The organism is Pseudomonas sp. ATCC 13867 (genome assembly GCF_000349845.1).
Lineage (GTDB): Bacteria > Pseudomonadota > Gammaproteobacteria > Pseudomonadales > Pseudomonadaceae > Pseudomonas.
The window spans coordinates 3342534-3357785 of sequence record NC_020829.1 but is presented as its reverse complement, the minus strand read 5'-3'; the positions used below and the strand labels follow the sequence as shown (position 1 = coordinate 3357785).

Below are 15252 nucleotides of genomic sequence, written 5' to 3'. Positions count from 1 at the left end.
GGATGTCGAAGGGGGAGTGGTGTGAGAGTTCTGCCTGACGCAGTTTGTTGGCACGAAGGGATGCAACTGCTTCCCCAGCACTTCCAGTTGCAGGGGTTGCGCGCCGAAGTGTTGTCCGCGCGCCTGGCCCATGCGGCCAATCCCTGGTTCTGGGGGCTCGAACACCTGGAGCTGGACCCTTCCGCACTGAGTGGCGGCGTGGTGCGCATCCTGGCGCTGGAGGCGATCCTTCCCGATGGCTTGCCGGTCAGCCTGGGGCAGGGCGATACGCTGGTCTTCGATGCCACCGCGGCCGTCGCCGGTTCCGTCGATGCCGGCATCACTCTCTACCTGGCTCTCAGTCCGCTGGCTCGTGGCGGCCAGGTGTTGCCGCTGAAGGGGCGCCTGCAGTCTGCCAGCGGGCCGGCGGTGCCGGACCTGGCCAGTGGCGAGAATCCCGAACCCATCGTGGTCTGGCGCCCGGCGCCGCGCCTGGTGACCGAGGCGCAACGCGCCGATTCGGTGTGCCTGCCGCTGTTGCGCATCGGCAAGGATGCCGGCGGTTTCGTCTGCCTGCCTTATGTCGCGCCGACACCGCGGATCGCGCCGGCTTCACCGCTGGGCCAGGCGCTGGTGGGGCTGTGCGCCCGTGCGCGGGAGAAGTGCGTGTTCCTTGCCGGCCGCCTGCGCCAGGCGCAGCAGGCGGAGAACACCGAGGACAGCCAGGAAATCCGCCGCCAGCTGGCTGCGCTCTGGTCACGGCTACCGGAGCTTGAGGCGGCGCTCTACAGCGGCGCGGCGAGCCCGGCGCACCTGCACGGGCTGTTGTGCGGCATGACCGGCAGTTGGAGCGTGCTGGACCCGCTGGGCGGCGTGCCGGCTTTCCCGACCTTCGACTTCAACGAACTGCTGCGTACTTTCACTCCAGTGATCGAGTGGCTGGAAGTGACCCTCGGGCGGGTGCGCGCAGGCTACCGCAGCCTGGCCTTCGAGCGTTCGGGGCATGACTTCGCCCTGGCCCTGCCGGACCTGAGCTCGCCGGTCCAGCGCCTGGTCATCGGCTTGCGCATGCCGCCGGGCTGCGGTGAGGAGCAGGCGCACGAGTGGTTATCGCGCTGCATCGTCGCTTCCGAAGCGAGCCTGGCGATACTGGGCCGGCAACGCATGTCGGGGCTCGAACATCTGCCCATGAGCCGCGCTGAGCAGATCGCCTACAGCGTGGGCGAGGACACCCACCTGTTCGTCGTGCAGGCCGAGGGCGACTGGTTCGATCCTGCACAGCGCCTGTGCCTGCGGGCGTCCGCCCTGGGAACTGGCAACGGCCCCTGGCAGGTGGTGCTGTTCATCGTGGACGGCGCCGGCGGCGCCTGAGGCAAAACGAAAATGCCCGAAGGGAATCAGGCGATCTATCCTCCATCGTTCGGCGAAGCCCCGTTGAGCCACGCGTTCCAGGTCGCCTGGCTGGACTGGCGGCAGCGTTGGGACAGCCTGCGGGACTCGGTCGGCGAGCAGGACGCGCTCATCGAACGGGTTTCCGAGGAGGCCCAGGCGGTCGTGCGCCGCCTGTGGCGCAGCGCCTTCGGCAGTGTCGGCGAGGCCGCCGGCGAGCAGGTCAAGGGCATGGTCTACGCCTTCGTTGCACTGCTCGACGAGAACCTGCTGTTCGATCCCTGGAACGGTCAGGCGGCCTGGCAGGAGCGGCCGCTCGAGTCCCGCCTGTACGGCACGCGCAATGCCGGGGAGCGCGTTCCCCAGGCCATCCACCGGTTGCTGGAAACGCGCGCGCCGGGTACGCGCGATCTCGCCAATGTCTACCTGCAATGCCTGTTGCTGGGGTTCCACGGACGGCTGCGCGGCCCGAAGGGCGAAGCCCTGCATGAGAAGTGGCGGCATGCGCTGTTCGCCCATGCCTGGCAGCGCGACGCCGAAGCACCGGCGCTGCTGGAGACCCTGGCGCGCCCGGCAAGCGCCGCGGCCCTGCGCCTGCCGTTGCGCCGCACCTTGCCCGATGGTTTGCGGCTGACGCTGATGGTGGCGGCCGGCACCCTGCTGCTCATCGTCCTCGGTCACTGGCTGTGGAGCGACGTGCGCGGCGAACTGACGCCGCTGCTGGACCTCGCCTGCTCGGTTACCGCCACGGAGCGGATGGGGTGAGCAGCTGGCTGATACTGGCGCTGTTCCTGCTGCTGGTGGCGGCGCTGGCGGCGGGAGTCTTTCTCTGGATTCGCAGCAAGGGTGGCGAGGCGGTTCGCGCCTTCTACCTGACGGTACGGCAGATGGAGCAGGACCAGGACGTCGCCGATCGCTACGATGTGCCCTGGTTCCTCCTGCTGGGCGATCCCTTGCTGGGCGAACGCCTCGCCGCCGACTGGAGCCTGACTCCGGCCGGCCGGCCGGCGTGGTTCGGTCGTTGGTGGGCCGATCAGGACGGCGCCGTGCTGGCGGTGCCGCAGGCGTTGTTCCTGCCGGAAGAGGGTACGCCCTCGTCGCTGCAACCCTGGCGACGGCTGCTCGGCCTGCTGTTGCGGATGCGTCCGCGCCGCCCCCTGGACGGGGTGATCTGGACCGTGTCGGCGGAGCGCCTGCTGGACCCGGCCAGCCTGGCCCAGGAAAGTGTCCTGCTGCGTCGCCGCTTCAATGACCTGTTGCAACGGCTGGGATTGAGCCTGCCGGTCTACGTGGTGGTGACCGGGCTGGAGGAGCTCGACGGTTTCACCGAGCTGCGTGCCGCACTGCCCGCTGACGTTCGCGAGCGGCCACTGGGCTGGGCTTCGCCCTTGCTGGCGGACGCGGCCTGGCAGGGCGAGCATCTGGAGCGCGGCTTCGACCAGGTGCTGCAAGCGCTGCAGGCGGCGATTCTCGAGGCAGGGGTGCTCAAGGGGCAGTTGAGCGAGGAGTTGTATCGCTTCCCACAGACGCTGGAGAGCTTGCGCGATGGGCTGCGCCAACGCCTGGAGCCGGTCTTCCAGGGCAATGCGCTGGGCGAGGCGCCGCGCCTGCGGGGCCTGTACTTCAGCGGCGCGTTCCGGGTGGTGGCCAGTGACGATGAGTGGGCGCTCTCCGCTCGGGAAGGGGCTCCCGCACAATTGCTGTTCACCCAGCAGCTCTGGCAATCGCGTCTGCTGGCCGAGCGCGGGCTGGCCCAGGCGGTGCCACGGCTGCTGCGCCTGCGCCAGCGTTCGCAGCGCCTGCTGGGCACCGTCGCCGGCGTCGTCGGAGTCTGCTGGCTGCTGGGGATGTTGTGGGTCTGGCACGAGGATTCGCGTGAAGCACAAGCCCTCGGCCAGCGTATCCAGGCCATGCAGCATGGGTCGGGTGAGGGTTCGGCGAGCGCCACGGCGCCGGTCGATGCCGCGCGGCTGCGCCTGCAAGCGTACTGGGCACTGCTGCAGGGGGCGCCGCGCTGGCATTACCGGTCGCTGGTGTACCCGAGCTCCTGGTTCTCCGGTTTCGACAGCCAGATGGACGAACTGCTCAGGGATCTGACCCGGCGCGAGGTGCTGACGCCTCTGCAGCAAACCCAGGCCGCGGACCTGGTTCGGCTGCGCGTCATCCGCAGCAGCGAACGTCGCGCCAACGTGCAGAGCGACAGCCCGGAGCAATGGCCCAACTTCGTCGCCGCGCGCGAGCTGGCCAGCGGCGTTCTGGCGTTCGAGCAGCGCAATCGCTGGTACAACGAACTGCGTACCGGCACCTCGAAGAATCCCCTGGAAAGCCTCGCCAGGCTGGGTGAGCAGACCTATGGCCTGACGCTCGAACCAGGAACGTTGCGCAACGCCCGCTACTTGCAGTCGGTACTCGGGAAGGGCATTCCCGAGGCACCCGCGCCGGTCGACCCCGGCCCCCGGGATGGCCCGCTGGCGCGCAATTTCGACGACCTGATGGGGCTCTGGCTCGACCAGTTCTTCCTCTCCGACAACTTCGTGCGCCCGGCCGGCTTCCTGCGTCTGCACCTGAACGAGCTCAAGGCGCGGCAAGGCAACAGCCTGGAGGAGCTGGAGGAAACCGCCGCGCAGATCGATGCCCTGCGCAACATGGTGGCATTGACCAACGCCGCCTGGAGTCATGGCAATGCCCAGGAGATTGTCCCCGGTTATCGGGCGCTGCTGGACGACGTGCGCCAGTCCTACCTGCTCGGGCCTGCGGCGGAAGCGACGGTGACCAGCCAGGCGAGCAAGCTGCAGCGCACCTTCCACGACCAGTGGATCGCCGCCGCCGGTTCCCGCGATAACCTGCTGCAACTTCAACCCGGCGGAACCCTGGCGCTACAGGAGCATGTGGTGGCGCTGGGCAGCGCCATCGAGTCGCTGATGCGCCAGGATTTCGCCGGTACCGCCCTGCGTCAGCAGGAGCAGGAAATCGATCCGCGCCGCCTCGGCAACCTGGACGCCCACGCCCTGAATGCCGCGCTTGCGTACTACGACAGCTATCGCAAGTACAGCGAACAGGAGCAGGCGCGGATACCGGCCGAGTACCGCGACGCCCTCGCCGGAAGCGCCGCCGCCGCCACGGCCAGCGCCATGTGGAGCAGCCTGAGCCAATCCGTGCCATCGAGCGGGGCTGCTGCGCAAATCACCTTCGACGTCCCGCTGGAGCCGGCGCAGCAGGTGCGCCAGGCACTGGAATCCTTGCAGCGCAACGATCTGGCCAATGCGCTGGATATCCACCTGACCCGTGGCGCGCTGGCCGACGTCGACACCGTACTGAAGTCGATCGACGCATTGCCGTTGTTCCGCGTGCGTTCGGAGCTGTCCGGTTGGGACGGCTCGCGCAATTTCGGCCTGCAGCTCTATCGTTCCACCGACACCCAGGACCTCAAGCGCAGCCTGGCCCAGCAGTTCGAAAGCATGCTCACCCTGAGCGAGGAACATGCGCCCGCGCTGACCTGGCTCAGGGACCGGGGCAACCTCGGCTTCGCCGATCAGGACAAGGTGCGGCGCTTCGCCAACCTCAGCGATGAGCTGAGCAAGTACAAGGCGCAGAACCCGACGAGCTCGCCCATGCTGCTGGATCAGCTGGTCACCCGCGACTTCGTGGAAATGGACGCGGCAAGTTGCGCCAATATCCTGCGTACCTCGGCGCTGGTCCCTGGGCAGGGCGACGTGGCGCGGTTCACCCGTGGTCTTCACAGTCAGGCGCAGCAGCGTTGCCTGGAGTTGCAGCAGAAGGGGGCTGCCGCGGCCTGGTCCGCCATTGCCGACTACTTCAACCAGTACCTGGCCAACCGCTTCCCCTTCGCCTACAGCCTGCAAGCCGAAGATGCGGATCCGGCACGGGTGCAGCACCTGGTGGAACTGCTCGACCAGAACCTCGCGCGGGCCCAGGAGGGCCTGAAACTCAGCCAGTCGGTGGACCGCACGGCGGCGACGGATTTCCTCCAGCGCCTGCAACTGGCCAGGGCCTGGATGGGCCCGCTGTTCCAGCGTGACAAGGGCGGAGCGCGGGGTGTCGATCTCGACGTGCGTTGGCGCACCGACCGCGAAGCCGAGCGTGGCGCCGACCAGGTCATCGCCTGGACGCTCTATGCCGCCGACCGATCGCTGAGCTTCCCCGGCGGCGATGGCCAGCGCCTGCACTGGAATGTCGGCGAGCCGGTGAAGGTGCTGCTGCGCTGGGCCAAGGACAGCCCGCAGCGGCCGGACATCGACCCGCAGCAGGCGAGCATGGCGGTGGCCGACCTGGAAGTGGGCTGGGAGTACAGTGGTCCCTGGGCCCTGATCCGTATGCTGCGCTCGCACCTGATCCTGCAACGCCAGCCCAGCGCCGACTACACCGACTTCCCGTTGGCGCTGCGGGTGCCGATCCGCTCTCCCAACAGCCACGAGCCCGAGGCGCGGATGTTCCTGCGAGTCTCCCTGATGACCCCGGACGCCAAGCAGCCACTCTCGATCCAGCCGCTTCCGGTGCGCGCGCCGCGCACGCCCTTCAGCGGTGTCGGCATTGCGACCTTTGCCGGCACCCAGGAGTTGCCATGATTTCCGACCAGGCGCTACAGGCGCTGTTGCGCCCCTTGCCGGGTGACGCGCCGTGCGGCGAATCGCTGCGCTATGACCCGCGGATGGACCGCTTGCGCGAGCTGCGCCGCGAGGACGATATGCAGCTACCGACCGGCGTCTGGCAGGCCGAGCCCAAGCGTGCCGATTGGGTGGCGCTGGCAGCGCTGGCCGAAGAGCTGCTGGTGGAGCACAGCAAGGACCTGACCATTGCCGCCTACCTGGGCGAGGCCTGGATCATCATGGACGGACCGTCCGGGCTTGCCGCCGCGCTCGGCTTGCTGGCCGATCTCTGCGATGCCTACCCCGAGCAATTGCATCCGCGGGCCGCCGACAGCGATCAGGAGTGGCGCGCTGCACCGGTGGCGTGGCTGGTCCGTCGCTACAACGAACTGCTGCTCACCCGGGTGCCGCTCTGCGCCGACTGGCCGCAGACTACCCTGCATGCCTGGCAGGAGTTGCAACGGCGGCAAGTCCAGAGAGGCGACAACAAGGCTGACAAGGCTGCTGCGGAAAGCGCCCGGCAGGAACAGAAGCGACTGGATGAAGCCGTCCGCAGCGGTGCGGTGGGCGGTTGGTCCGCCACGCTGACGGCGCTGGGGCTGGCCGTCGAACACCTCAAGCGGCTGGACGCCTGGTGCGATCGCCAGCTCGGCGATGCCGCGCCAAGCCTGCACCTGCTCACCGAGTCCATCGATACCTTCGTCAATGTCATTCAGGGATGCAAGATCATGGCACCGCAAGAATTTGCACCCGCCGCGTCATCGGACAACCACGCGGAGCCGGCTTCCATCGCTGCGGTGGCGCCGGCCGCGCTGCCGGCCGGCGGTCCTCCGCAGAGTCGTGAGGAGGCCTACCGGCAGCTCACCGCCATTGCCGAGTACCTGGCGCGCACCGAACCCCATAGCCCTGTGCCGTACATCATTCGCCGTGCCGTGGAGTGGGGCGCCATGCCCTTGAGCGCGCTGATGGACGAACTCGTCCATGCCGACCCCGAGGCTCGTCGGGTCTGGGTCATGCTGGGAGTGTTGCGCTGACGTCGGTTTCGAACGGGACGGGAGCTCCGGGCAACCCTGAGTAGCGAACCCCTTGAGCCGGGGCATGCGCCTGGCGTCAGGAACGCAGGGATCAGCCAGGACGCGAGATGCCGCCTATGGCCTGTAGCTGTTCTGCGCGGACGAATCCGGTGTAGTCGAGATTGAGCAGCAACTGGCATGCTTGCTGGATGGTTACCAGAGCGCACGCGAGGAATCTACCGATGGAGCAGACTTACACCACTTATTACTTGGAAATGACCTCAGCAGACGAGTTGAAGGCAAAGTCACAACCGCATGACCTTCAAATTATCGAATGTGAAGTGCCTCAGGCCGCATTCAACCGGTTTCTCTATGAGCTGGTTGGCACGCCCTGGGAGTGGGGCGATCTCGATGCCTGGAGCGATTCCGATTGGCAGGCACTCGTTGAGCAGGACTGCCACCGTACCTGGGTCGCCTATCACCGTGGTGCGATCGCCGGCTATTACGAGCTGTATCGCCCCGACGGTTGCAACAGCGAAATCCGTTACTTCGGGCTGGCATCTCAGTTTCTAGGGTGCGGCTTCGGCGGAGCACTCTTGAGTCATGCCATTCGATCCGCATGGGAATGGCAGGGTACGGAAAGGGTGTGGGTACATACATGCACATTCGACCATCCTGCTGCGCTTGGAAATTATCAGGCGCGCGGGTTCCGCATTTTCAAACAGGAGGAAACGGAGCTAAGGCGATGATTGCTTCTGGCCGATTTTGTTGAAAAAGTAGCTGCCACCCGATGCCGCCGGCAAAATCGCCCGCTCAGCGGGCGTGGGGGCAGGTAGCATGATGGGACAGTTACCGGGAGGGCAGGCGCGCCTGTTCTGCTCGTTCAATCTGGAAGAGCACGTCCCACCCCAACACCTCCTGCGCAGCATCGACCAGTGCCTGGACCTCAGTGACCTGCGCGCCCACCTGGCGGATTTCTACAGCCCCATCGGGCGCCCCTCGATCGATCCGGAATTGATGGCACGCATGCTGGTCGTCGGCTACCGCTATGGCATCCGTTCCGAGCGTCGATTGTGCGAAGAGGTGCACCTGAACCTCTCGGAAGATCGTCCGCAGCATCCATGAAGCGGCCCGCGACGTAGCGCAGCATCGCCAAGACACCGGAATATCTCGTCTTTCGCTGCGAGCGCAAGAAGGTGGAGATGCTCTTCGCCCACTTCAAACGGATCATGAAACTCGACCGCTTGCGGCTGCGCGGCCTGACAGGCGCGACTGACGAATTCACCTTGGCCGCGACCGTACAGAACCTTCGCCGCATGGCCAAGCTTTTGCCTCAAGGGCCACCGCTCACGGGATAGGTACGCCTGCGGCGAGCAGAAACCCTCGAATTAACCATCACACCTGAGCCCGGACGCTCAGTTAATCGCCGAAAGGCAACTTGAAGTGACTTGCAGCCACTTCGAATGCTGGCGCACCCGGGCGGCTGGCTGCCGCAGAACCGCCTTTTTCAAAAGAATCGGCCAATAGCGGACCTCGGAGATTCAGACTACAGACTGATACGCACCGCTTGGGATTCAGTTGCCGCCTCAGAAAGGTGTGAATACACTGCCCAGCATGATCCGTCGCCTTCGATTGCTCATGGTTTTGCTTCTAAGCCTTACGCTTCCTCTCACTGGGATGGCGGGAATCGCGGCGCCCACTGAACCTTGCCCGATGCAGAGTGTGGGTATGGGCCAAATGGCAGGCATGGATCAGGACTGCTGCCAGGACTTGGGCAATATGACCCAGCATGGCAAGAAGGACTGTAAGAGCGGGCAAGAGTGCAAGACCAGCAGCCTGTTGCAGATTAGCGTTCTGAAGTCGCCTCATCCCGTAGCTACTCCCCCGCGCCCATCGCCATACACCGATGTAGTACTTAGCCAGGCACCTGCAGACCTCTGGCGACCTCCCTGCGTCTGATTCCTCTCTCGACCTGAACCCTGCCCGCAGCTCCAACGGCTGCCGGGTGGCTTGCGCTCACGCGCTGGTTTTCCAGAGGAATCCTCATCGTGACTCACGTCCGACTAAATCCCGGCTGGCTGCTGCTCGCGCTGTTGCCGGGTCTGTCGGCGCAGGCATCGTCTCTGTCACTGGACGACGCCCTGTTGCTGGCTGAACGCAACGCCCCTTCATTACTCGCACAGAGCGAGAAAGTCTCCGCAGCCAAAAGTGCCGCCATTCCCGCCGGGGAGTTGCCCGACCCCAAGCTCAACCTGGGATTGCAGAATGTCCCCATTGAGGGTGATGAGCGCTGGAGCACTCAGCGCGACAACATGTCCATGCAGGTGGTCGGTCTGATGCAGGAGATGCCCAACGGCGACAAGCGCAAAGCGCGCATAGAGTCCGCGCTGGCCGCCGTTGCTCGCGCTGATGCCGAAGCGGAAGTAGAGCGGCTGAAAGTCCGCAGCGCCTCGGCCCAGGCCTGGATCGCGGCCTATACGTTGCAACGCAAGTTGGCGATGTTCGACGACTTCTATCGCGAGAATCGCCTCCTTGATACCACCGTCCGCGCACGTCTGGCCGGGGGTAGCGCAAGCACAGTCGATGCGGTAGCCCCACGTCAGGAGGCAGCCCTGCTCGACGAGCAGAAGGACGATCTGCTGCGCCAATCCGCCCAGGCGCGCGCAGCGCTCAAGCGCTGGATTGGCCAGGACGCGCCGCAAGAACTGAGTGGTGACTTCCCGCATTGGTCCATCGACGCCTCCCACTCGTTGCAGCACCTGCATCAGCACCCGGAGCTCGCTGCCTACGAGCCAATGACCCGAGAAGCTGAAGCCCTGGTGCGCGAGGCCGTAGCGGAGAAGAAGCCGGATTGGAGCTGGGAGGTTGACTATCAGCGGCGAGGCCGCGAATTCGGCGACATGATGACGCTGCAGGTGAGCTTCGACCTGCCGTTGTTCACCGGTACCCGCCAAGATCCGAAGATCGCCGCACGGCGCGCCCAGGTTCGCCAATTGGAAGCCGAGCGCGATGCACTGGCTCGCGAGCACGAACAGACGCTGGAGGATGATCTAGCCGAATACCTGCGCTTGCAACGCGCCGTCGAGCGCAGCGCTGCCACCCTGGTGCCGCTGGCTGAGGAGAAGGTGCACCTTGCCAGCGCCGGCTACCGCGCCGGTAAGGCCGGGCTCGATGGCGTCGTCAGCGCCCGCGGGCAACTGGTCGAGGCCAGGCTCAAACAGATCGACCTGCAAGGCGCCCTGGCACAGGTCGCTGCGCGTCTCTACTTCACCTACGAGGAGGGGCGCATATGAGCCGTTTCCCCTGGAACACTTCAGCGCTATTGATCCTCACCCTGGCGGTGGGGGGTGCTGGCGGTTATTGGTTGGCCCGTCAGAACCAGGCGCAGTCACCTGCAGTTTCGGTCACCCCGGAGAGCAAACCGCTCTACTGGTACGACCCGATGGTTCCGCAGCAGCACTTCGATGCGCCGGGCAAGTCGCCATTCATGGACATGCAGCTGGTGCCCAAGTACGCCGAGGCTGCCCCTGCCGCCGACAGCGCGCCAGCGGTGCGCATCGAGCCTGGCATCCAGCAGAACCTCGGCGTGCGCCTGGCCAGCGTCACCCGCGGCAAGCTTGACCGCACGCTGCAAGTCACCGGCGTACTGGCCTTCAACGACCGCGACGTGGCTGTGCTACAAGCTCGCGCTGGCGGTTTCGTCGAGCGTACCTATTCCCGCGCGCCCGGCGATGTGGTGGCCGCCGGGGCCCCGATTGTCGATGTGCTGGTGCCGGAATGGGCGGCGGCGCAGGAAGAGTTCCTCGCCTTGCGTCATGCTGGCGAACCGGCATTGCTGGCGGCGGCGCGCCAGCGGTTGCTGCTGGCAGGCATGCCGACCGGACTCGTGCAGCAGGTAGAACGCAGCGGCAAGGTCCAGGCCGTGACCACTCTGAACGCCCCGATTGCCGGGGTGATCCGTGAGCTGGAGGTGCGCCCCGGGATGACCCTGGCGGCCGGTGCGCCCCTGGCCAGGATCAATGGCCTGGGGCACGTCTGGCTGGAGGCTGCTGTACCGGAGGTGCAGGCTGCGGGCCTCAAGGTCGGCCAGTCGGTCGATGCCCGCCTGCCGGCCTTTCCCGATCGCCCGGTGAGCGGCACCCTGACCAGCATCCTGCCGGAGAACGACCAGCAGAGCCGCACCTTGCGCCTGCGCATCGAGCTACCCAACCCGGACGGGCAACTGCGCCCCGGCATGACCGCGCAGGTCAGCCTCGGCCTGGCTGGGCAGAGCGCCGTGCTGCAGATCCCTGGTGAAGCGGTGATCCGCACCGGCAAGCGCAACCTGGTGATGCTGGCGGAAGACCAGGGGCGGTTCCGTCCGGTGGAAGTCCGTCTCGGCCAAGAGAACGATGGGCTGGTAGCCGTGCTGCAAGGTCTGGACGAAGGCCAGCGAGTGGTCGCCTCAGGACAATTCCTCATCGATTCGGAAGCCAGCCTGAAAGGCATCGAGGCGCGCACGGTGGATGAATCGAAGGCGCAGATGACGATGCCCCCTGTGCATGAGGCGGATGGCCGCATCGTGGACATCACCGCACAGGGCATGACCATCAGCCACGGCCCATTCAATACGCTGGGCATGCCCGGCATGACCATGACCTTCGCCCTTGCTCGTCCTGAGCTGGCAGCCGGCCTGAACCCCGGCGATCGCATCCGCTTCGGCGTCAGCCAGGGAGATGCAGGGCTGGTAATCGAACAGGTGCGCAAGCAGGAGCAACGGCCATGATCGCGAAGCTCATACGCTGGTCGGTAGCCAATCGTTTCCTGGTACTGCTGGCCACCCTGTTCATTGTCGCTTGGGGCGTCTGGTCGCTGCGCAGCACGCCTGTCGATGCACTGCCGGACCTCTCCGACGTGCAGGTGATCATCCGCACCAGCTACCCGGGGCAGGCGCCGCAGATCGTCGAGAATCAGGTCACCTACCCGCTGGCCACCACCATGCTGTCGGTGCCCGGCGCCAAGACCGTGCGCGGGTTTTCCTCCTTCGGCGACAGCTTCGTCTACGTGCTGTTCGAGGACGGCACGGACCTCTACTGGGCGCGATCGCGGGTGCTGGAGTACCTGAACCAGGTGCAGTCGCGCCTGCCGCCCACGGCGAAGACGGCGCTCGGCCCGGATGCCACCGGTGTCGGCTGGATCTACCAGTACGCCCTGGTCGACCGCACGGGCCGGCATGACCTGGCCCAATTGCGAGCTCTGCAGGACTGGTTCCTCAAGTTCGAGCTCAAGACGGTGCCGGATGTCGCCGAGGTTGCCACGGTCGGCGGCATGGTTCGGCAGTACCAGGTGTTGCTCGACCCGGTGCGCCTCGCCAGCCTCGGCATTACTCAAGGCCAGGTGATCGAGGCCATCGGCAAGGCAAACCAGGAGACCGGCGGCGGCGTGCTCGAGCTCGGCGAGGCGGAGTTCATGGTGCGTGCCTCGGGTTACCTCGAGACTCTTTCCGACTTCCGCGCTATCCCCTTGCGCCTGGCCGCCAACGGCAGCCCAGTAACCCTGGGTGATGTCGCCACAGTCCAGCTCGGCCCGGAGATGCGCCGGGGCATCGGCGAACTGGACGGCGAAGGCGAAGCGGTTGGCGGAGTGATCGTCCTGCGCAGCGGCAAGAACGCCCGCGAAGCCATCGCACGGGTGAAGGACAAGCTGGAGTCGCTGAAGAAGAGCCTGCCCGAGGGGGTGGAGATCGTCACCACCTACGACCGCAGTCAGCTTATCGACCGTGCCTTGTCCAATCTCAGCCGCAAGCTGATCGAGGAGTTCATTGTCGTCGCGCTGGTCTGCGCGGCCTTCCTCTGGCACTTGCGCTCGTCGCTGGTAGCGATTGTTTCGCTGCCCGTGGGCGTGCTCATCGCGCTGATCGTCATGCGCCAGCAGGGGATCAATGCCAACATCATGTCCCTGGGCGGCATCGCCATCGCCATCGGCGCGATGGTCGACGCGGCAGTCGTGATGATCGAGAACGCACACAAGCGCATCGAGGCTTGGCACGTGCGCCACCCCGGTACGCCGCTGGTGGGCGAACAGCACTGGAGGGTGATGACCGAGGCCGCCGTGGAGGTCGGACCGGCACTGTTCTTCAGCCTGCTGATCATCACCCTGTCGTTCATCCCGGTGTTCACCCTGCAGGCGCAGGAAGGCCGGCTATTCGGCCCACTCGCATTCACCAAGACCTACGCCATGGCCGGCGCCGCCGGACTTTCCGTAACCTTGGTGCCGGTGCTGATGGGGTACTGGATTCGGGGGCGCTTGCCCTCGGAACAGCGCAACCCGCTCAACCGCTGGCTGATCCGCCTTTACCAGCCTGCGCTGGATGCGGTGCTGCGCCATCCCCGGACGACACTCGCAGCCGCGGCAATGGTCTTCCTCACCGGCCTGTGGCCGCTTTCCCATCTGGGGGGCGAGTTCCTGCCGCCGCTGGACGAGGGCGACCTGCTGTACATGCCCTCCGCGCTGCCCGGCCTGTCTGCGCAGAAAGCCTCGGAGCTGCTGCAGAGCACCGACCGGCTGATCAAAAGCGTGCCGGAAGTGGCCAGCGTGTTCGGCAAGGCCGGTCGCGCCGAGTCGGCCACCGACCCGGCGCCGCTGGAGATGTTCGAAACCACCATCCGCTTCAAGCCAAAGGAGCAATGGCGGCCAGGCATGACCAGCGAAAAACTTGTGGAGGAACTGGACCACGTGGTGAAGGTGCCGGGCCTGACCAACATCTGGATTCCGCCGATTCGCAACCGCATCGATATGCTCGCCACCGGCATCAAGAGCCCCATCGGGGTCAAGGTCGCCGGCACCGACCTGACCGAGATCGACCGCGCCACCCGGGCAGTGGAGCGGGTGGCTAGGGGAATTCCCGGTGTGAGTTCGGCTCTGGCCGAACGCCTCACCGGCGGGCGCTACATCGACGTCGACATCGACCGCCAGGCGGCGGCCCGCTACGGCATGAACATCGCCGACGTGCAGGCCATCGTCAGCAGCGCCATAGGTGGCGAAAACGTTGGCGAAACGGTCGAAGGTCTCGCCCGCTACCCGATCAACGTGCGCTACCCGCGCGAGTGGCGCGACTCCGTTGATGCGCTGCAGCAATTGCCGATATACACCTCCCAGGGTGGGCAGATCACCCTCGGCAGTGTGGCGCGGGTGCGCATCAGCGAAGGTCCACCGATGCTCAAAAGCGAGAACGCTCGCCTTTCCGGTTGGGTCTATGTCGATGTGCGCGGCCGTGACCTAGCGTCGGTGGTGGCGGACCTGCGCCAAGCGGTGGAGCGCGATGTGAAGCTCGCGCCGGGTATGAGCCTGAGCTACTCCGGCCAGTTCGAATATCTGGAGCGCGCCAACGCCCGGCTCAAGCTGGTGGTGCCGGCGACGCTTGCGATCATCTTCGTGCTGTTGTACCTGACTTTCAGGCGTTTCGATGAGGCTGTGCTGATCATGGCCACACTACCGTTCGCCCTGACTGGGGGGGTGTGGCTGTTGTACCTGATGGGCTTCAACCTGTCGGTAGCCACCGGGGTCGGCTTCATTGCCCTGGCGGGGGTTGCAGCGGAGTTCGGCGTGATCATGCTGGTCTACCTGAAGAATGCCTGGGCCGAACGCCCGGATACCGGTGGGCCTGATGAACTGCTCGCGGCCATCCGCGAAGGCGCGGTTCAGCGTGTACGTCCAAAGGCTATGACGGTTGCCGTGATCGTTGCCGGGCTGCTGCCGATCCTGTGGGGCAGCGGCACGGGCAGCGAAGTGATGAGCCGCATCGCCGTACCCATGGTCGGCGGCATGATCACCGCCCCTCTGCTCTCGCTTTTCGTCATCCCTGCGGCTTACTGGCTGATGCGCCGTCGTCATTCCAGTGAGGCCGCTCATTCCCACAAAGGAGTTACCGCATGAGCACCCCACTCATTACCGCTGGCGCACTGATGTTCGCCCTGTCTTTTTCCGCGATCGCCGAAGATATGCCCGGCATGAAGATGGATGGAATGAACATGGAGAGTAGCCAGGCGGCTGCACCTGCCAGCGCGGAAGGCACTATCAAGGCCATCGACGTCGAGCGACATACCGTTACGCTCGCTCACGGCCCCGTCGCAGCACTGAAATGGCCGCCAATGACGATGGGCTTCAAGGTGACCGAAGAGCAACTGAAAGGGCTGCAGATCGGCGATAAGGTGGATTTCGAGTTCCTCTATGAAGGGGGAGCCTCGAAAATTGTGAGTATTCGGAAGAAGCAACTCTGAAATGAG

General features: G+C 65.7%; 9 protein-coding genes and 2 pseudogenes. All 11 read left to right on the top strand.

Translation table 11 applies throughout. The features are described 5' to 3' along the window. The first annotated feature begins 21 nt into the window (after positions 1 to 21). The 11 genes and pseudogenes from tssK to H681_RS14820 all read left to right on the top strand — a co-directional run bounded on the left by tssK (position 22) and on the right by H681_RS14820 (position 15246). Positions 22 to 1350 (top strand): type VI secretion system baseplate subunit TssK, encoded by a 1329-nt coding sequence (gene tssK, locus H681_RS14865; protein ID WP_041712044.1) that lies wholly within the window; start codon positions 22 to 24, stop codon positions 1348 to 1350. A 12-nt stretch (positions 1351 to 1362) separates the two neighbouring features. Next, positions 1363 to 2133, top strand: a complete 771-nt coding sequence (locus H681_RS14860; RefSeq protein ID WP_015477697.1) for a DotU family type IV/VI secretion system protein — start codon at positions 1363 to 1365, stop codon at positions 2131 to 2133. After that, complete coding sequence (locus H681_RS14855; protein ID WP_015477696.1) at positions 2130 to 5954, top strand: type VI secretion protein IcmF/TssM N-terminal domain-containing protein; 3825 nt, start codon at positions 2130 to 2132, stop codon at positions 5952 to 5954. The genes H681_RS14860 and H681_RS14855 overlap by 4 nt, the downstream gene beginning before the upstream one ends. Then, positions 5951 to 7009: a type VI secretion system protein TssA gene (gene tssA, locus H681_RS14850; protein ID WP_015477695.1), complete on the top strand. Its 1059-nt coding sequence runs from the start codon at positions 5951 to 5953 to the stop codon at positions 7007 to 7009. Before H681_RS14855 ends, tssA begins: the two co-directional genes overlap by 4 nt. 221 nt (positions 7010 to 7230) lie before the next feature. Then, positions 7231 to 7737, top strand: a complete 507-nt coding sequence (locus tag H681_RS14845; RefSeq protein ID WP_015477694.1) for a GNAT family N-acetyltransferase — start codon at positions 7231 to 7233, stop codon at positions 7735 to 7737. A gap of 88 nt (positions 7738 to 7825) precedes the next feature. Further along, a pseudogene (locus H681_RS27245) lies at positions 7826 to 8089 on the top strand (transposase); the annotation flags it as partial. Further along, positions 8085 to 8346: pseudogene (locus tag H681_RS27240) on the top strand (transposase); the annotation flags it as partial. The pseudogenes H681_RS27245 and H681_RS27240, both read left to right, overlap by 5 nt. Positions 8347 to 9036: 690 nt before the next feature. Next, positions 9037 to 10281 (top strand): TolC family protein, encoded by a 1245-nt coding sequence (locus tag H681_RS14835; protein WP_041712040.1) that lies wholly within the window; start codon positions 9037 to 9039, stop codon positions 10279 to 10281. Beyond that, positions 10278 to 11753, top strand: coding sequence for an efflux RND transporter periplasmic adaptor subunit (locus tag H681_RS14830; protein WP_041712038.1), 1476 nt, complete (start codon positions 10278 to 10280; stop codon positions 11751 to 11753). The genes H681_RS14835 and H681_RS14830 overlap by 4 nt, the downstream gene beginning before the upstream one ends. After that, positions 11750 to 14902 (top strand): efflux RND transporter permease subunit, encoded by a 3153-nt coding sequence (locus H681_RS14825; RefSeq protein ID WP_015477691.1) that lies wholly within the window; start codon positions 11750 to 11752, stop codon positions 14900 to 14902. Before H681_RS14830 ends, H681_RS14825 begins: the two co-directional genes overlap by 4 nt. Continuing rightward, positions 14899 to 15246 (top strand): copper-binding protein, encoded by a 348-nt coding sequence (locus H681_RS14820; RefSeq protein ID WP_015477690.1) that lies wholly within the window; start codon positions 14899 to 14901, stop codon positions 15244 to 15246. The genes H681_RS14825 and H681_RS14820 overlap by 4 nt, the downstream gene beginning before the upstream one ends. Positions 15247 to 15252: the final 6 nt, after the last annotated feature.

What these genes read in the sequence shown, in the direction of transcription:
- H681_RS14860 (WP_015477697.1), top strand. Translation starts at nt 1,363, where the DNA reads ATGCCCGAAGGGAATCAGGCGATCTATCCTCCATCGTTCGGCGAAGCC.
- tssA (WP_015477695.1), top strand. Translation starts at nt 5,951, where the DNA reads ATGATTTCCGACCAGGCGCTACAGGCGCTGTTGCGCCCCTTGCCGGGT.
- H681_RS14845 (WP_015477694.1), top strand. Translation starts at nt 7,231, where the DNA reads ATGGAGCAGACTTACACCACTTATTACTTGGAAATGACCTCAGCAGAC.
- H681_RS14830 (WP_041712038.1), top strand. Translation starts at nt 10,278, where the DNA reads ATGAGCCGTTTCCCCTGGAACACTTCAGCGCTATTGATCCTCACCCTG.
- H681_RS14825 (WP_015477691.1), top strand. Translation starts at nt 11,750, where the DNA reads ATGATCGCGAAGCTCATACGCTGGTCGGTAGCCAATCGTTTCCTGGTA.
- H681_RS14820 (WP_015477690.1), top strand. Translation starts at nt 14,899, where the DNA reads ATGAGCACCCCACTCATTACCGCTGGCGCACTGATGTTCGCCCTGTCT.